The sequence below is a fragment of the Plantibacter sp. RU18 genome, assembly GCF_050613355.1.
Lineage (GTDB): Bacteria > Actinomycetota > Actinomycetes > Actinomycetales > Microbacteriaceae > Plantibacter.
The window spans coordinates 2,471,221-2,489,032 of record NZ_CP159618.1; the positions used below are offsets into that span (position 1 = coordinate 2,471,221).

Below are 17,812 nucleotides of genomic sequence, written 5' to 3' on the forward strand. Positions count from 1 at the left end.
TCGAGGTCAAGAGCGTTCAGCCGAGTCTCTGATCGGATCCGGTCGTCCGTGCCGGTGACGCGGCATCCTCGGGGTGCAGCGGAGGTTCTCCGGGCAACGGCCTCGCGACCGGGATCCGGCTCCCGAGGACCTGGGCCACGACATCCCGGGCGATCTGCTGTGCGGTGAGCCCGGCGTCTTCGAGGATCTGCTCGCGCGATGCGTGCCCGATGAACTCGTCGGGTGCACCGAGCTCGTCGACGGCGGTGTCGACGCCGGCCTCGCGCAACGTCTGACGAATGCGGGTGCCGATGCCCCCCACCCGAATGCCGTCCTCGATGGTGATGACGAGACGGTGTGCTGCGGCAAGGCTGACGACCGAGTCGGCCACCGGCACCACCCAACGCGGGTCGATCACCGTCGCACCGATCCCCTGCTGCGCCAGACGGTCGGCGACATCGAGAGCGATCGGTGCCATCGGGCCGACCGCGACGATCAGGACGTCCTGACGATCGGACACGTGGAGCACGTCGACGCCGTCGGCGAGTCGCTCGAGCGCTGTCAGCTCAGTGGGTGCGTTGCCCTTCGGGAAACGGATCACCGTCGGCGCATCGTCGATGGCGACGGCTTCGCGAAGCTCTTCGCGGAGCCGGGCACCGTCACGTGGTGCAGCGATGCGGATCCCGGGGACAACCTGCAGCACTGCGAGATCCCAGATGCCGTGGTGGCTCGGGCCGTCCGGGCCCGTCACGCCCGCGCGGTCGAGGACCACGGTGACGCCCGCGCGATGCAGCGCGATGTCCATCAGCAGCTGATCGAAGGCACGGTTCACGAACGTGGCGTAGACCGCAACGACGGGGTGGAGGCCTCCGTACGCGAGCCCTGCTGCCGAGGTGAATGCGTGCTGCTCTGCGATACCGACATCGTGTACGCGCTCCGGGTACTTCTCGGCGAACGCGTGCAGCCCGACCGGTCGGAGCATCGCAGCCGTGATCCCGACGACGCGCTCATCGGCATCGGCGATGTCCACCATCTCCTCGCTGAAGACGCTCGTCCAGGAGAGCTGAGCGACGGAACCGACCGGTTCGCCCGTCTCGGGGTCGATGCGGCCGACCGCGTGGAACTGGTCGGCTTCGTCGTCTCGGGCGGGCTGGAAGCCACGACCCTTCTCCGTGATGGCGTGCACGATGACCGGAGCTCCGAAGTGCTTCGCCTGCGCGAGAGCCTCCTCCATGGCATGCACATCGTGTCCGTCGACCGGGCCGATGTACTTGATGTCGAGGTTCGAGTACAGCGCCTCGTTGTTCGTCAACCGCGACAGGAACCCGTGCGTGCCGCCGCGCACACCGCGATACAGTGCGCGCCCCGGAGCTCCGAGCAGGTTGAACGCGCGCTGACTCCGTTCGCGCAGGTCGCGGTAGGTGCGGCGGGTCCTGACGCTGCTCAGGAACCGTGCCATGCCGCCGATGGTGGGCGCGTAGGAGCGCCCGTTGTCGTTCACGATGATGATCAGCCGGCGCGTGTTGTCGTCGCTGATGTTGTTGAGCGCTTCCCAGGTCATGCCGCCGGTGAGCGCACCGTCTCCGACGACTGCCACGACATGTCGGTCGTGCTGCCCGGTCATCTGGAAGGCCCGCGAGATGCCGTCGGCCCAGCTCAGCGAGCTCGAAGCGTGAGAGCTCTCGACGATGTCGTGTTCGGACTCCGAGCGCTGAGGGTAGCCCGCGAGACCGCCTCTCGTCCGCAACGCATCGAAGTCCTGCCGGCCGGTCAGGAGCTTGTGCACGTACGACTGGTGACCGGTGTCGAACACGATCGGGTCGTTGGGCGAATCGAAGACCCGGTGCATGGCGATCGTCAGCTCGACGACGCCGAGGTTCGGGCCGAGGTGCCCTCCGGTCTTCGACACGTTGGCGATGAGGAACGCACGGATGTCGCCAGCCAGCTCGATGAGTTGGGCCTCGTCGAGGCCGTCGAGGTCCCGTGGGCCGTTCACCTGTTCGAGCATTGTCATGCTGTCGTCCCTCCACGGTGGCCGGGCGCAGATTGCTCGGCGCCGTCCGACGAGTCTACGCGTCGGGACCCGACACGGCCGCGTACGACGTCGGCCGGCCCCAGCGCTTGCTGCTGGGACCGGCCGAGTGCTAAGGCCACCGTGTGGTGGCCGGTGATCTTTAGACGAGGCTCCGGAGCACGTACTGCAGGATGCCGCCGTTGCGGTAGTAGTCCGCCTCACCAGGAGTGTCGATCCGCACGACCGCATCGAATTCGACGGTCTCCTTGCCCGCTGCGGAGTGCTCGCTCGGGACCGCCGTCACGTGGACGGTCTTCGGCGTCGTGCCTGCGTTGAGCGCTTCGAGTCCGCTGATCGAGACGATCTCGGTGCCATCGAGACCGAGCGACGCCCAGCTCTCGCCCGCCGGGAACTGCAGGGGAACGACGCCCATGCCGATGAGGTTCGAGCGGTGGATCCGCTCGAAGCTCTCCGTGATGACCGCCTTGACGCCGAGAAGGCTGGTGCCCTTCGCCGCCCAGTCACGCGAGGAACCGGAACCGTACTCCTTGCCACCGAAGATGACGAGCGGCGTACCGGCGGCCTGGTAGTTCTGCGAGGCGTCGTAGATGAACGACTGCGGAGCATCTGCCTGGGTGAAGTCGCGGGTGTAGCCGCCCTCCACACCGTCGAGCAGCTGGTTCTTCAGGCGGATGTTCGCGAAGGTGCCGCGGATCATGACCTCGTGGTTGCCGCGACGCGAGCCGTAGGAGTTGTAGTCCTTCCGACCGACGCCGTGCTCGTCGAGGTACCGGCCAGCCGGCGAGTCGGCCTTGATGTTGCCGGCCGGGCTGATGTGGTCGGTCGTGACCGAGTCGCCGAGCTTCGCAAGGACACGCGCGCCGACGATGTCCGAGACCGGCGTGGTCTCCATGGTCATGCCGTCGAAGTACGGGGGCTTCCGCACGTAGGTGGACTGTTCGTCCCACTCGAAGGTCGAGCCCTCGGGCGTCTGGAGCGAGCGCCAGCGCTCATCGCCGTCGAACACGCCGCTGTACTCGTGGTCGAACATGTGCTTGTCGATCGAGGTGTCGATCGTCTCCTGCACCTCGGCGGCGTCAGGCCAGATGTCCTTCAGGAAGATGTCGTTGCCGTCGGCGTCGAGCCCGAGTGAGTCGACCTCGAAGTCGAAGTTCATCGACCCGGCCAACGCGTACGCGATGACCAGCGGCGGGCTGGCGAGGTAGTTCATCTTGACGTCGGGGTTGATGCGGCCCTCGAAGTTGCGGTTGCCGGAGAGCACCGCGGTGACCGCGAGGTCGTTCTCCTGCACAGCGGCGGAGATCTCGTCGAGGAGCGGACCGGAGTTACCGATACAGGTCGTGCAGCCGTACCCGACGGTGTAGAAGCCGAGGTCTTCGAGGTACTCGGTGAGACCGGCCTTCTCGTAGTAGTCGGTGACGACCTTGGAGCCGGGAGCCAGGGTGGTCTTGACCCACGGCTTGGCCTTGAGACCCTTCTTGCTGGCGTTGCGAGCCAGCAGGCCTGCCGCGAGCATGACCGAGGGGTTCGAGGTGTTCGTGCACGAGGTGATGGCGGCGATGGCGACCGCGCCGTGGTCGAGCGTGAAGTCGATGCCGCCCTCTTCGAGCCGGACCTGCGTCGGCTTCGACAGCGTGCTGGGCGCGTGGCTCCGGTGCGTGTGGTGGTGGTGGTTGTTCTCGTCCTCGTCTTGCGGCGTGGTGCCGGCCGGATCCGAGGCGGGGAACGATCCGGCGCCGACGAGGTCGACGATGTCGTGCTCGACGGTCGCGTAATCGTTCAGGTCGCGCTCGAACTGCCCCTTCGCGTCGCTCAGCTCGATGCGGTCCTGCGGGCGCTTCGGTCCGGCGATGGACGGCACCACGGTGGCGAGGTCGAGCTCGAGGTATTCGCTGAAGACCGGCTCGGTGTCGGGATCGTGCCAGAGCTTCTGCGCCTTGGAATAGGCCTCGACGAGGGCGATCTGCTCCTCGCTGCGGCCAGTCAGGCGCAGGTAGTCGAGCGTGACGTCGTCGATCGGGAACATCGCTGCGGTCGAGCCGAACTCGGGGCTCATGTTGCCGATGGTCGCGCGGTTCGCGAGCGGCACCTCGGCGACGCCGGCTCCGTAGAACTCGACGAACTTGCCGACCACGCCGTGCTTGCGGAGGATCTGCGTGATCGTGAGGACGACGTCGGTGGCGGTGACGCCGGTCGGGATCGAGCCGATGAGCTTGAAGCCGACGACCTTCGGGATGAGCATCGACACGGGCTGGCCGAGCATGGCGGCCTCGGCCTCGATGCCGCCGACGCCCCAGCCGAGCACGCCGAGGCCGTTGACCATCGTCGTGTGCGAGTCGGTGCCGACACAGGTGTCGGGGTATGCGCGGAGCACTGTTCCGCCGGACTCACCCGACGGAACCTCGCGCGTCATGGTGACGCGCGCGAGGTACTCGATGTTGACCTGGTGGACGATGCCGGTTCCCGGCGGGACGACCTTGAAGTCGTCGAAGGCGGTCTGTCCCCAGCGGAGGAACTGGTAGCGCTCGCCGTTGCGCTCGTACTCGAGCTCGACGTTGCGCTCGAGGGCGTTCTCGCTTCCGAAGAGGTCGGCGATGACGGAGTGGTCGATGACCATCTCGGCGGGAGCGAGCGGGTTGATCTTGTCGGCGGAGCCGCCGAGTGCCTCGACGGCCTCGCGCATGGTGGCCAGGTCGACGATGCAGGGCACGCCGGTGAAGTCCTGCATGATGACGCGCGCCGGCGTGAACTGGATCTCGGTGTCGGGGTCTGCCGTCGGGACCCATCCGCCGATGGCCCGGATGTGCGACTCGGTGATGTTCGCACCATCCTCGGTGCGAAGCAGGTTCTCGAGCAGGACCTTCAGGCTGAACGGCAGCTTCTCGTGGCCCTCCACCGTGTCGATGCGATAGATCTCGTAGTCGGTCGTCCCGACAGTCAGGGTGTCTTTCGCCCCGAAGCTGTTCACGGTGGACATAACGTCTTCTCCTTCATTGGCGCCGGCGGATTCTCACGTGCGTTCGGACCAATCTTGCTGCGGGCGGGTGCTCCGCGGCTAGCAAGGCTTGCCTAACTACAGGCTCGAAGGCCACGTGTCATCTCGATGAGGCGCATGTATCTTGATGTCGAGACAATTCTACCACCGCGGACAGCGCCACCCCGACATGCCGAGAGCCCGGCGCGGGCGCCCTCAGGCACCGCTCCGGGCTCTCGACACGACGGATCAGGCGGGCTCGGTCTGCTGCTGCTTCGGGAAGACCGCACGCACGACCAGCCAACTGAGGACGAGCAACGGAGCGTACAGCGGGACGCCCATGAGCAGGCGGAGCGTTCCCAGCATCTCGACGTTGCCGCTGAAATAGAGCGGGAGCTGCACGATCAGCCGCGCGGCGAACATCGCGACCCAGACGAGCGTGAGCCAGCGCATGGCCCGACGCTGCCCCGGGTGCGTCCGCCAGCTCGTCCCGGTACCCATGAGGTAGCCCGCGATGAGTCCGACGATCGGCCAACCGACGATGACCGACACGAGCAGTGCCGCCGCGTAGCCGCCGTTGGTCCAGAAACCGACGACGTAGAAGTCCTCGGCGCGTCCGGAGAGCAACGCGAGCACAGCGGACAGGGCGATACCGAACAGCCCGCCGACAGCCTGCGTGACCGGCTGCCGCTGCGCGAGACGCGCGATGGAGAAGATGACGCCGAGCACGAGCGGAGCGATGATCGACGGGAGCAGATCGAGCGTCAGTGTGTAGACGATGAGGAACAGCAGGCCTGGCAGGACGGCTTCGATGATGCCGCGGATGCCACCCATCGCGGTCAGGAGTGCCTTGCCCGTCGGGGCATCGCCCTCCGCCATCGCTCCGAGCCCAGACCTGCGGGCGGCTGCACCGAAGGCGGCGCTCATCGAGCCGCCGACGGACGTCGATTCCTCCACCGGTGCGGGGGCGTCCGGGACCGGGGCTGCATCCCCGGGGACCGGCTCCTGGCCTCGTGCGTCGGTCATGGGCTAGGCGCTCGTGGCCGTGGGCATCCGCAGCGGGATGAGGTCACGTGGGGGCATCGGTGTGCCGCCGCGGACGACGACGAGGCTGCGGAAGAGGTCGTCGATGAGCGCTGCAGCATCAGGCTTCGAAGCGCCCTCCCCTGCGACGACGCCGCGCAGGAACCAGCGGGGACCGTCGACGCCGATGAACCGCGCCAGGTGGGTGGCGTCGGTTCCACTCGCACCTCCGGTGGGAACCTCGGCGACGAGCTCAGGGCCGAACTCGCCCTCACGCTCGGTGACGGTGCCGCCCTGCTGGGCGATCTGCTCGGCGATCTGTGCGCGCGTCTCGTTCCAGAGGCCGGTCGAGCGTGGCGCGGCGAACGGCTGGACCTGCAGTGTCGAGCCCGCGTAGTCGAGACCGACGGCGACGACGCGCTTCGTCGCCTCCTCGACCTCGAGCCGCAGGTTCAACCCCTCGCGAGGGAGCACCTTCACGCCTCCGAGATCGATGTAGGGGCGCACCGGGTTGGCTTCGCTCTCGTCGAACGGGCCGGCGGTCTCGCGGTCCTCCGGCGCGGACTTCTCGTCGTCCGGCAGTTCCGCGTCGATGTCGAGATCTGGGAGGTCTTCGAGTTCGCTCATGCGAGTGTTCCTGTCTGGATGGTGTGGTCTGTCATGGCCTCGGGCTGGGAACCGACGCCGGTGGAACCGAATCCACCGGCTCCCCTCGCGCTGCCGGGTAGCCGCTCGACCGGGATGAAGTTGGCGCGGGCGACCGGCATGACGATGAGCTGGGCGATGCGATCGCCGGGGGCGACGGTGAACGGCGTGTCGTGGTCGGTGTTCAGGAGCGTGACTTTGATCTCGCCACGGTATCCGGCGTCGACGGTACCCGGGGAGTTCACCACCGTGATGCCGTGCTTGGCTGCGAGGCCGCTCCGCGGGACGACGAATGCGGCGTAGCCGTCGGGGAGCGCGATGGAGACTCCCGTGCCGACGAGCGCCCGTGCTCCGGGCTCGAGGACGAGGTGCTCGGAGGACACCAGATCTGCTCCGGCGTCGCCGGGGTGTGCATAGCCGGGGAGATCCGGCGCGATAATGAGTACGTCAACGCTTTCGGTCACGAATCGAGGGTAATGCAGTTCTCTGAGACAAGGCAGACATGCAGCCGTACCGTGAAACACTCTGGCCCAGCCCCTGGGTCGTCATCGCCCTCGCCCTCGTGGTGCCCGCGACCATGCTGGTGCTCGCACCGGTCTCGCTGGCGGCAGGCATCATCGGGGCCGTCGTGCTCTACGGAGGCTGCCTGGCGTTCGCGTTCGGCAGCGCGCCGCGCATCGAGGTCGCGAACGGACGACTCGCCGCAGGCAAGGCGTCGATCCCACTGGAGCTGATCGGCGAGGTCGTCGTCTACGAAGGGGCGGACGCCACCCCGCAGTTGCGGACGAAGCTCGATGCCCGAGCCTGGCTGATGATCCGCGGCTGGGTACACACCCTCGTCAAGGTCGAGATCGCGGATCCGGCCGACCCGACGCCCTACTGGTTGCTGTCGTCGCGTCGTCCGCACGAGCTCGCGAGTGCGATCGCCGCTGCTCGCGCCGCCGTCTGAGACGGCAGCGCGAGCGAGCGTGCTCGCCTGAGAAACGAAGAACCCCTCCGGATACATCCGGAGGGGGTTCTTCGGTGAGCGATGCTCAGGAGATCGTCAGGCTGCGCATTCTGCGCAGATCGGGCCGAACTTGCCTTCGTGGTCGAGCTGCGAGCGGTGCTTCACGAGGAAGCACTCCATGCAGGTGAACTCGTCCGCCTGAGGCGGGAGGACGACCACGTCGAGGTCGAGGTCCGAGAGGTCGGAGCCACCGAGGTTGTAGTCGCCGGGGTTGTCGGCGTCCTCAGAGTCGACGACTCCGGACAGCTTGTCTGGAACGCGCTCCTTCAGGGCCTCGATCGACTCGGAATCGTCGTCGGTCTTGCGGGGAGCGTCGTAATCAGTTGCCATGCCTATCCACTTCTCGTTGCCGTCGGAACAAAATCGGCGGGCACAGTTTGCATCAGTTCCGCATGAATTGCAAACCGTGTTCGGGAGGGTGTGCGGAACCTTCCCATGCAACTGACGGCACGCCCGGTCTATTCCCCGGATCGGCAGGTGATCCGTGAGAACGTGGGTCAATCACGTGGCGCGCTGAGAGGCATTCATCATGCAGGAATTGAAGGTAGTCGGAGCGGAGCTCGGAGCTCTGATCGTTGCAGATCGGAACGAGGAGGAGTACCGCCTCATCGTCGACGATGCTTTCCATGTCCATCTGCGCCGTGCCAAGCCGGCCGGTGCTCCCATCGCTGGCGCCGCGAAGATCAGTCCTCGCGAAGTGCAGGCGCATATCCGCGGTGGACTCTCCGCCGAGGATGTAGCCGCCGTGACCGGAGCCTCGCTCGAGTACGTCCAACGGTTCGAGGGTCCCGTCATCGCCGAGCGCGAACACATCGTCGGCACGGCCCTCGGCGTCGCCGTCCTCCCCACGACCGACACCTCGGCTGACGACATGGAGGCGACGTTCGGCAACGTGATCCGCGCGCGCCTCGAGAAGCTGGGTGCGAGCGGCGAGCGCTGGACGAGCTGGAAGGAACCGGAAGGTGGCTGGATCGTGAAGCTCGCCTTCACGGCCGACCGCGTCGACCACGATGCCCGATGGGCGTTCGAACCCAAGAAGCTCGCTCTCACGCCGATCGGTACCGAAGCGACGACGCTCTCCCGCCAGGGGGACCTTCCCGCTGCGCTGATCCCCCGGCTGCGCGCCGTCGACCCCGACGACTCCCCCGACACGTCGCGCTTCGACAGCGGCGCATTCTCCCTCGAGCGCGGCTCCGCCGACCCTCAGCCAGAAGCACCGCGCCTCGCTGAGACGCGGCCGATCGACCCGCTGCCGTTCGCGGCGGACACCGGGTTCGGTCGTGCACCGTCCTCGAAGGCGGCCACCCAGGCCGCGATCAATCGCGAGGCCGCGAGCCCGGAACAACACAACCAGACGGCGGACCTGCTGGAGGCGCTGCGGAAGCGCCGTGGCGAACGCGAAGCGGCTCCGACGGAGCCCGAACCTGCCGAACAGCCGCCGGCGCCGGCAGCCGTCCCCGACATCCAGACACCGCTCGCCGTGTTCGACACCGGCGAGTTCGAAGCGGCGCAACAGCGGCGCAGACAGCACGACGATGAGCCGTCCGTGCCGGACGGCACCGTCTCCGCAAGCGCGAAGGCGCGGAAGGGTCGTGCGTCGATGCCCTCGTGGGACGAGATCGTGTTCGGGGCGAAGTCCGACGACGACCCGGTGTGATTCGGCCCGCGCCCTGACAGCCCGGATCAGCGCTCGTAGCGACCGAGTCCGATGAACGGGATCCGCCGTTCATCGTCGGTCAACGAACCGTGCTGGCCGATCATGCCCCGAGCGCTCTGATCCGACGGACGCGCGTCATAGTAGGCGATGCGTTTGCGGGCGGCCACGATGACGTCGCCGATCCGTGGGAGCACCTCGGGGTCGACCTCGCCGTACCAGCCGTGTTCGATGGCCTGCTCACGCGTGGCCACCCAGGCGCGGGTGCCCTCCTCGATCTGCCAGGCCTCTGCAAGCGCGATCCGCTGCGCCGGTCCGGCATCGGCATCCAGGTAGAGGTGCAGACAACGCGGTTCGCCGCCGATGTGCCGGACGCCGCGGATGAGCGACGGGACCTGGTCGAACAGCACATGCTGGTGATGCGGAACATCGACCACGCCATGGTCCGCGGTCACGACGACGCCGACCGTCGACGCCAGACGCGCCGTCCACTGCCTGATGTCGCCGTCCAACTCCTCGAGCAGGTCGGACCAACGACCGGACTCCCAGCCGTACTCGTGCGCAGCCTGATCCAGTTCGGGGACGTACACGTAACTGAGTGTCGGGCCGTCCGCGGCGGTCGTCACCGCGCGCGCGACCTCGAGGCGGTCGGCCATCGTTCGGCCTGCACGGTACTCCGCTCCGCGGAGGACGGCACGAGTCAGGCCGGAGCCTCGATAGCGCTCCTGACCGATGACGGTGGTCGTGAGGCCCTGCGCCTTGGCACGCTCGAAGACCGTCGGGAGCCGCTGCCAGGTTTCGGGGACCATGCCGGCGTCCCAGCCGCTCAGCTGATTGACCACGCGGTCGCCTGCCAGGTCCCGTGCCCGATAGCTGACGAGCCCATGCTGCCCTGGTAGTGCGCCTGTCGTCAGGGTCGCGATGCCCGCCGCGGTCGTCGACGGGAAGGCCGAGACCGCCGTCGTCTGCGGCCCGAGCCGGGGCGCGAGGAATCGGGCGTGAGCCGCAGCGCTTCGGAGGTTCGCCGCGCCGAGGCCGTCGACGAGCACCACGATCGCGTGGCCGGCAGCCGGCAGCGAGCCGCCCCCGGAGGTCAAGGAAGCGAGGCAATCCGGCAGCACGTCGGCAAGGCTGCGCGAGTGCGGATTGACCGTCGGTAGCATGGTGGACATCGGGCTCAGTCTCGCACAGCGAGGACGCCGACGCCCGACGATCCCGCCGGGCACTGGCCCGACGTCCCCCAGCAGAGACACGGAATGACCCGCCAACAGCAGACCCCGCCGACGCAACCGAGTGGCGAGCGCATCGAGGACATCGATGTCTCCTCGGAGATGCAGACATCCTTCCTCGAGTACGCCTACTCAGTGATCTATGCGCGTGCGCTTCCAGACGCACGCGACGGACTGAAACCCGTCCAACGCCGCATCCTGTACCAGATGACCGAGATGGGTCTCCGACCCGACCGCGGACACGTGAAATCGGCCCGGGTCGTCGGCGAGGTCATGGGAAAGCTCCATCCGCACGGCGACACCGCCATCTACGACGCCCTCGTGAGGCTCGCCCAGCCGTTCACGCTGCGTGTCCCGCTCATCGACGGTCACGGCAACTTCGGATCGCTCGACGACGGTCCAGCCGCTCCCCGGTACACCGAGGCCCGTCTCGATGCCGCGGCGCTCGCGCTGACGATGGACCTCGACGAGGACGTCGTCGACTTCGTCCCGAACTACGACAACCAGTTCATGCAGCCCGAGGTCCTCCCAGCGGCGTTCCCGAACCTCCTGGTGAATGGCGCGAGTGGTATCGCCGTGGGAATGGCGACCAACATGGCGCCCCACAACCTCGTCGAGGTCATCGGCGCGGCCCGGCATCTCATCGCGCACCCCCAGGCCACACTCGAGGACCTGATGGAGTTCGTGCCCGGTCCCGATCTGCCCTCCGGCGGCACGATCGTCGGCCTCGACGGTATCCGCGACGCGTACGCGACCGGGCGAGGGTCGTTCAAGACCCGCGCCAAGGTCTCCGTCGAATCGGTGACGGCCCGGAAGACCGGACTCGTCATCACCGAGCTGCCGTACCTCGTGGGTCCTGAGAAGATCATCGAGAAGATCAAGGACGGTGTCGGTTCGAAGAAGCTGAGCGGCATCTCAGACGTCACGGATCTCACGGACCGCATCCACGGGCTGCGTCTCGTGATCGGCATCAAGACAGGCTTCTCCCCGGAGGCCGTCCTGGAGCAGCTCTACCGGTACACACCGCTGGAGGACTCGTTCAGCATCAACAACGTCGCGCTCGTGGACGGCGGACCGCAGACACTGGGCCTGCGGGAGCTACTCCAAGTCTACGTCGACCACCGGATCAGCGTCGTGACGCGGCGCAGCCAGTTCCGCCTCGCCCGCCGCAAGGAACGGCTGCACCTCGTCGAGGGACTCCTGATCGCGATCCTCGACATCGACGAGGTCATCCAGGTCATCCGCGCGAGCGACGACTCGGAGCAGGCGAGGACGAAGCTCATCAGTGTCTTCGACCTCTCACAGCTCCAGGCGGAGTACATTCTGGAACTCCGTCTGCGCCGACTGACCAAGTTCTCCCGCATCGAGCTCGAGACGGAGCGCGACAAGCTGCTCGGAGAGATCGCCGAACTCGAGCGGTTGCTCGGCAGCCAGAAGCTCATCCGTGCCGCGGTCTCGGCAGAACTCGCAGCCGCTGCAGAGCAGTTCGGCACGCCCCGCCGGACGATGCTGACGAATGCCAAGCCGAGTGTTGCGACGACGGGTCGAGGCCGGAACGCACCCGTCCTCGAGCTCGCCGATACTCCATGCCGTGTGTACCTCAGCGCGACCGGGCGTGTACTGCGTGTCGACCTCGGTGAGGACGTGGCTGCGCCGCGCGCGAGCCGACGCAGCAAGCACGACGCGATCCTCAGCGTGATCGACACGACGAGTCGCACGGAACTCGGCGCGGTCACGAGCCTCGGCCGTCTCATCCGGTTCAGTGCGCTCGACCTGCCTGCGGTCCCGTCGGCCTCCATCCAGCTCGCCGCGGGCGTGCGCATCGGCGAGTACCTGTCACTGCCGAACCGGGAGGAGCGAGTGCTCGCGATCGTCTCGCTGACGGCGGAGGACCCCATCGTGCTCGGCACCGCCACCGGTGTCGTGAAGCGGGTCATCCCGGGAGACCTCCCGAACAAGCCGGACTTCGAGGTCATCACGCTGAAACCGGGCGACCAGGTCGTCGGGGCCATGCAGGTGGGCGACGACGCCGAACTCGTGTTCGTCGCGTCGGATGCGCAGCTGCTCCGGTTCCCCGCCACGGCTGTCCGCCCGCAGGGCCGAGCTGCCGGCGGCATGGCGGGCATCAACCTGACCGCCGGTGCCAAGGTCATCTCCTTCACGGCGGTGCTGCCGGGCGACGAGGTGGTCGTGGCGACCGTTGCGACCAGCTCCCTCACCCTGGCCGGCACCGACAGTGGGAGTGCCAAGGTCTCGGAGTTCTCGGAGTTCCCGGCGAAGGGCCGAGCAACGGGCGGCGTCCGTGCGCAGCGCTTCCTGAAGGGCGAGGACCAGTTGGCGGTCGCGTGGGTCGGTGCTGCACCTGCTCATGCCGTCGGCACGGACGGTACGCCGCGCGCGCTGCCGGAGGTCGGTGCGAAGCGGGATGCATCTGGCGCTCCGCTCGATGCGCCCATCGGCTTCATCGGTCGACCGATCGCGGTTCCGACCCAGGAACCCGCAGCTGCGGTTGATGCGACCGAGACGGCGACGCCCGCAGAATGATCGAACGGCCCGGCCCGGCAGCATGCTCGGCCGGGCCGTCCGACATCGGGCCCGTCGTCGGTGCGCCGGACGTGTGTCGGGTCAGACGTCGATGCTCTCGCGCGAGAGACGGTCGGAGCTCTCGACGATGAACTCCTTGCGGGGTGCGACATCGTTGCCCATGAGGAGTTCGAAGATGCGCCCGGCGGATTCGGCATCCTGCACGCGGACTCGACGCAGGGTCCGGTGGCGGCGGTCCATCGTCGTCGTGGCGAGCTGATCCGCGTCCATCTCACCGAGACCCTTGTAGCGCTGGATGGGTTCCTGGTGCTTCTTGCCCGTGCGCTTCAGGTCACCGAGCACCGCGTGGAGCTCGGCTTCGGAATAGGTGTAGATCGTCTCGTTCGGTTTGGATCCCGGATTCACGACGATCACACGGTGAAGCGGTGGCACCGCGGCGAACACGCGCCCGGCCTCGATGAGCGGTCGCATGTACCTGAAGAACAGGGTGAGCAGCAGCGTCCGGATGTGGGCACCGTCGACGTCGGCGTCGCTCATGAGGATGATCTTGCCGTAGCGGGCGGCGTCGAGGTCGAATGAGCGACCCGAACCGGCACCGATGACCTGGATGATCGAGGCGCACTCCGCGTTGGAGAGCATGTCTGAGACGGAGGCCTTCTGCACGTTGAGGATCTTGCCGCGGATCGGCAGCAGCGCCTGATAGGAACTGTCCCGCGCGAGCTTCGCCGTGCCGAGTGCCGAATCGCCCTCGACGATGAACAGCTCGCTCGCCTCGAGGTTGCCGGAACGGCAGTCGACGAGTTTCGCAGGGAGCGAGGAGTTCTCGAGCGCGTTCTTCCGGCGTTGGGTCTCCTTGTGGGTTCGCGCGGAGATGCGCGACTTCATCTCGGCGACGATCTTCTCGAGCACGAGCGCGGTCTGTGCCTTGTCGTCGCGTTTCGTCGAGGCGAAGCGCTCTTTGAGCTCCTTCGTGACGACATTCGCCACGATGGCACGGACGGCGGGCGTACCGAGGATCTCCTTGGTCTGACCCTCGAACTGCGGCTCCGCCAGGCGGACGGTGAGTACGGCGGTGAGTCCGGCGAGGACGTCGTCCTTGTCGAGTTTGTCGGAGCCGACCTTCAGACGACGGGCGTTCTGCTCGACCTGGGCGCGGAGGAACTTGAGCAGCCCCTGGTCGAACCCGAGCTGGTGCGTCCCGCCCTTCGGCGTCGCGATGATGTTGACGAAGCTCCGCATGACCGTCTCGTACCCGGTGCCCCAGCGCAGGGCGATGTCGACCTCCGCCTCGCGTTCGACCTCGGTCGCGACCATCGTCCCGGACGGCGACAGCACCGGCACCGTCTCGGTGAACGTCCCACTGCCGGTGAGTCGCCACGTGTCGGTGAGCGCGGTGTCTCCGGCGAGGAAGTCCACGAACTCGGAGATGCCACCCTCATAGCGGAACGTGGACTCGACCGGCTCTTCGCCGCTCTCGTCCCGGATGTGGATGCCGAGTCCCTTGATGAGGAACGCCGTCTGTCGTGCGCGGCCGAGGAGCTCCTCGGCCTGGAACTGCGCCCCCTTCGTGAAGATCTGACGGTCGGCCCAATACCGGATCCGGGTGCCCGTGACGCCGCGCGCGGTCTTGCCGACCACACGCAGCTCACTCTGCTTCTCGAACGGTGTGAAGGGGGCGTCAGGAGTCGGAGCACCGGTGTCGGCGAAGATGCCGGGTTCACCTCGGTGGAATGACATGGCGTAGGTCTTGCCGCCGCGGTCCACCTCGACGTCGAGGCGTTCCGACAGTGCGTTGACGACGGATGCCCCGACGCCGTGCAGACCACCAGAGGCGGCGTAGGAGCCACCACCGAACTTCCCGCCCGCGTGCAGCTTCGTGAACACGACCTCGACGCCGGAGAGCCCGGTCTTCGGCTCGATGTCGACGGGGATGCCACGCGCGTGATCGCGGACCTCGACACTCTGGTCGGCGTGCAGTACGACCTCGATCTGGTCACCGTGCCCGCCGAGAGCCTCGTCCACCGAGTTGTCGATGATCTCCCAGAGGCAGTGCATGAGCCCGCGGGAGTCCGTGGACCCGATGTACATGCCGGGACGCTTGCGCACCGCCTCGAGGCCTTCGAGGACGGAGAGATGCCGGGCGGAGTAGTCGCTGCTCACCACTCCAGAGTAGTCGGCCGCTCAGACACCGCTGCGGTGACACTCGGCGTGCGACGCGCCCGGACCGGCATCGAGCTCCAGATCGTCGTGAGGACCCATCCGCGAGGCGTTCCGGTCCGAATTGTCTACGCGCACAGCGAAAACAGTGCACAATGGCACTCCGTTGTAACAAACGCGTGCTTTCATAAGTACTACGAGTTTCGTAGCCGCAGAGTCAGGAGGAGCACATGTCACAGACTGCCACCGAGAGCACGCCCAGTGACCTCGACGCCCAGCAACTGACGGCCGCCGATCGCTGTGATCTGTGCGGCGCCCAGGCCTACATCCGAGTGCAGATGAACAGCGGCGAGCTGCTGTTCTGCGCGCACCACGGGAAGAAGTACCAGGACAAGCTGACGCAGGTCGCCACGAACTGGCACGACGAGTCGAGCCGCTTGTTCGACGAGCAGCGCGCGTAGTCACCCGATCACGCAGACGAAGGGCCCCGGATCCACGATCCGGGGCCCTTCGCTGTCGTATCCGGAACACGCCGGGTGCGGACGAACGCCGATCAGGTGATGGAGGCGAGGATCTGATCCCGAGCATTCGCGGCGATGGCGTCGAGCGCGTGCAGCTCGGCCACCTCGTCGAGCATCGTGGTGCCTCCCGCGACCGTGACGGCCTGCAGCAGGAGTCGGTCCGCGAGCTCCGGGTTCTTCGCGAGCACCGGACCATGCAGGTGCGTGCCGACCAGCGGCCCGACGAGGGCACCTTCGGTGCCGTCGCCGTTGCCTCGGCCGTGCTGCACCGATCCGAGCGTCTGTACACCGGTGCCTGCACGGAAGTCGCGGGCGTGGTTCTCGTACCCCACCAGCACCGCCGTCGCGAGGTCGAGGCCGCGAGTCGGGACCACCACGAGATCGTCGCTGGCGCGCGTGACACGCAACGGCGCGTCCGCCTCGATGATCGACAAGCCGTCGATCCACTCGTCGGGAGCGAGTTCGAGTCGTCGTCCGAGCAGCTTCCAGCCGTTGGCGACCGCGAGCACCGGGACGCCCGAAGCGATCCAGTCGGTGAAAGCATCGTGGAAAGGCCGCAGCGCCTCGAGCGTCGTGGTCAGCGACGGGTCGTCGCAGGATCCGAGGATGACGGCGTGCACGGTCTCCGGAAGTTCGTCGACGGACTCGACGAGCACGTGCTCAACCGTGATGCCGCGCGCGCGGGCCCGTCGGGCGAGCACCGCTCCGTTCTCGGCATCGCCGTTCACGTTGCATCGTGACGCGAGGATCACGGCGATGGTGAGGGTCGGCTCGGTCGTCATGTTGAGTCCTGATCGTTGGAGGCGAGTCCGAGATGGGCACGGGTCCGGCGCATCGAATCAGCGGTGAAGATCACGGTCTTGCGACCGCGCTGCGGCGCCGGCAGCGCGAGGAAGTCGTCGAGAGCGGTTCCAAGATCGGACTCGATCCGGTCGATCTCGACGCCGTCGTATCCGAGCTGCAGCGCGGCCTCCCACGCTTTGGAGCCCGAGACGATCGCCACCCGACCGAGCCGAGCGGTGTCCACCGGCCAGAGATAGGAGGGATCCCGGACGTCACTGCCGACCGCGACAAGGATCTGTTCGGTCCCTGCCTCGAGGCTGTCGACGTTCAATTGGAAGCTGGCTGGGTTCTGCACGAGCACGAACTCCACCTCCTGACCACGGATCCTCGTGACCTCGCCACGACCGAACACGGGTGTCAGCGCTGCGAACGACTCGGCAGCGACGGGCAGCCGGAACGCCGCTCCGAGGATGGACGCGGCGCCTGCGATCGCTGCAGCGGCGTCGACCGCATAGTGCACGCCGCGCGCGGGCAGCCGGAAACGGACCGACTCGTCGTGATGGGCGATCGTCACGACGTCGCCCTCGAGCGATTCCACGACCGTCCCGGACGCCGGGTCGACGCGATCTCGCGAGGTGCGGCTGTAGCCGAGGCCACGCGGGCTCTCCGCCAGCACCGCCGACGAGACGCCGTATCGGCGTCGGACTGCCGCGCTGCCCGGTGCGAGGGCGTCGATCAAGGCGTCGTCGCCGTTCAGGACCAGCGACCCGGTCGACCGCTCTGCAATGGTGCCGAGCATCCGCTCGACCATCGCGGCGTCGTGGAAGCGGTCGATCTGGTCGACGGATACGTTGGTGAGGATCACGTGCGCCGGATTCAGGCGCGGCGCGATCAGTGCTCCATGGCCCTCGTCCATCTCGAGCACGCCCAGCTCGGCGTCGATCCGACCTCGGAGGTCGGCGCGCTCCAGCAGGGCGGAGGTCAAACCCTGCGAGATGTTGGCGGTCGACGGGTTGGTGAACACCGAGACGCCGTGCGCCCGCAGGATGCCGACGAGCATCTTCGTGGTCGTCGACTTCCCGCTGGACCCGCTGACGACCACCAGGCCCCGCGGGAACGAGTTCAGGGTGTCCGGGAGGAATCCGGGCGCGATGCGGTTGACCACCAGGCCGGGCACTGCCGATCCCCCGCCGGGCTTCCGCAGCCTGGCGAGGAATCGGACGGCACGACCGGCGAGGATCGCCGGGGCGTAGCGCACG

14 protein-coding genes are annotated in these 17,812 nt (G+C 67.4%); 4 read left to right on the top strand and 10 right to left on the bottom strand.

The features are described 5' to 3' along the window. Positions 1–16 precede the first annotated feature (16 nt). The 5 genes from dxs to dut form a co-directional block, all read right to left on the bottom strand. Positions 17–1,993: a 1-deoxy-D-xylulose-5-phosphate synthase gene (dxs, locus tag ABMA10_RS11900; protein WP_347868848.1), complete on the bottom strand. Its 1,977-nt coding sequence runs from the start codon at positions 1,991–1,993 to the stop codon at positions 17–19. Positions 1,994–2,153: 160 nt separating this feature from the next. Then, positions 2,154–4,991 carry an aconitate hydratase gene (locus ABMA10_RS11905; RefSeq protein WP_347868849.1) on the bottom strand — a complete coding sequence of 946 codons (2,838 nt, stop codon included), beginning with the start codon at positions 4,989–4,991 and terminating at the stop codon, positions 2,154–2,156. Between the two features lie 246 nt (positions 4,992–5,237). After that, on the bottom strand, positions 5,238–6,014 hold the full coding sequence (locus ABMA10_RS11910; RefSeq protein ID WP_347868850.1) for a DUF3159 domain-containing protein: 777 nt from the start codon (positions 6,012–6,014) through the stop codon (positions 5,238–5,240). A 3-nt stretch (positions 6,015–6,017) separates the two neighbouring features. Further along, on the bottom strand, positions 6,018–6,638 hold the full coding sequence (locus ABMA10_RS11915) for a DUF3710 domain-containing protein (RefSeq protein WP_347868851.1): 621 nt from the start codon (positions 6,636–6,638) through the stop codon (positions 6,018–6,020). Beyond that, the gene (dut, locus tag ABMA10_RS11920; RefSeq protein WP_347868852.1) at positions 6,635–7,120 is read right to left on the bottom strand and encodes a dUTP diphosphatase; all 486 of its coding nucleotides are present in this window, start codon (positions 7,118–7,120) and stop codon (positions 6,635–6,637) included. Before dut ends, ABMA10_RS11915 begins: the two co-directional genes overlap by 4 nt. A gap of 38 nt (positions 7,121–7,158) precedes the next feature. On the opposite strand from dut, the gene ABMA10_RS11925 reads away from it, so the two are divergent. Next, positions 7,159–7,605 (top strand): DUF3093 domain-containing protein, encoded by a 447-nt coding sequence (locus ABMA10_RS11925; protein ID WP_347868853.1) that lies wholly within the window; start codon positions 7,159–7,161, stop codon positions 7,603–7,605. Between the two features lie 96 nt (positions 7,606–7,701). Here the strand turns inward: ABMA10_RS11925 and ABMA10_RS11930 are convergent, their stop codons facing one another. Next, the gene (locus tag ABMA10_RS11930) at positions 7,702–7,995 is read right to left on the bottom strand and encodes a DUF4193 domain-containing protein (protein WP_056005937.1); all 294 of its coding nucleotides are present in this window, start codon (positions 7,993–7,995) and stop codon (positions 7,702–7,704) included. A 199-nt stretch (positions 7,996–8,194) separates the two neighbouring features. Here ABMA10_RS11930 and sepH point away from each other — a divergent pair, with 199 nt between their 5' ends. Then, positions 8,195–9,322: a septation protein SepH gene (sepH, locus tag ABMA10_RS11935; RefSeq protein WP_347868854.1), complete on the top strand. Its 1,128-nt coding sequence runs from the start codon at positions 8,195–8,197 to the stop codon at positions 9,320–9,322. Positions 9,323–9,348: 26 nt separating this feature from the next. Here sepH and ABMA10_RS11940 read toward each other — a convergent pair whose 3' ends face one another. Beyond that, complete coding sequence (locus ABMA10_RS11940) at positions 9,349–10,491, bottom strand: alkaline phosphatase family protein (RefSeq protein ID WP_347868855.1); 1,143 nt, start codon at positions 10,489–10,491, stop codon at positions 9,349–9,351. A gap of 84 nt (positions 10,492–10,575) precedes the next feature. On the opposite strand from ABMA10_RS11940, the gene ABMA10_RS11945 reads away from it, so the two are divergent. After that, on the top strand, positions 10,576–13,092 hold the full coding sequence (locus ABMA10_RS11945; RefSeq protein ID WP_347868856.1) for a DNA gyrase/topoisomerase IV subunit A: 2,517 nt from the start codon (positions 10,576–10,578) through the stop codon (positions 13,090–13,092). A gap of 81 nt (positions 13,093–13,173) precedes the next feature. On the opposite strand, the gene ABMA10_RS11950 is transcribed toward ABMA10_RS11945, so the two are convergent. Beyond that, the gene (locus tag ABMA10_RS11950; RefSeq protein ID WP_431030577.1) at positions 13,174–15,255 is read right to left on the bottom strand and encodes a DNA gyrase/topoisomerase IV subunit B; all 2,082 of its coding nucleotides are present in this window, start codon (positions 15,253–15,255) and stop codon (positions 13,174–13,176) included. A 224-nt stretch (positions 15,256–15,479) separates the two neighbouring features. Here ABMA10_RS11950 and ABMA10_RS11955 point away from each other — a divergent pair, with 224 nt between their 5' ends. Then, the gene (locus ABMA10_RS11955) at positions 15,480–15,710 is read left to right on the top strand and encodes a DUF7455 domain-containing protein (RefSeq protein ID WP_431030578.1); all 231 of its coding nucleotides are present in this window, start codon (positions 15,480–15,482) and stop codon (positions 15,708–15,710) included. Positions 15,711–15,802: 92 nt separating this feature from the next. Here the strand turns inward: ABMA10_RS11955 and ABMA10_RS11960 are convergent, their stop codons facing one another. Continuing rightward, on the bottom strand, positions 15,803–16,552 hold the full coding sequence (locus ABMA10_RS11960) for a hypothetical protein (protein WP_347867235.1): 750 nt from the start codon (positions 16,550–16,552) through the stop codon (positions 15,803–15,805). After that, positions 16,549–17,811: a MurT ligase domain-containing protein gene (locus tag ABMA10_RS11965; RefSeq protein ID WP_347867234.1), complete on the bottom strand. Its 1,263-nt coding sequence runs from the start codon at positions 17,809–17,811 to the stop codon at positions 16,549–16,551. Before ABMA10_RS11965 ends, ABMA10_RS11960 begins: the two co-directional genes overlap by 4 nt. Position 17,812: the final 1 nt, after the last annotated feature.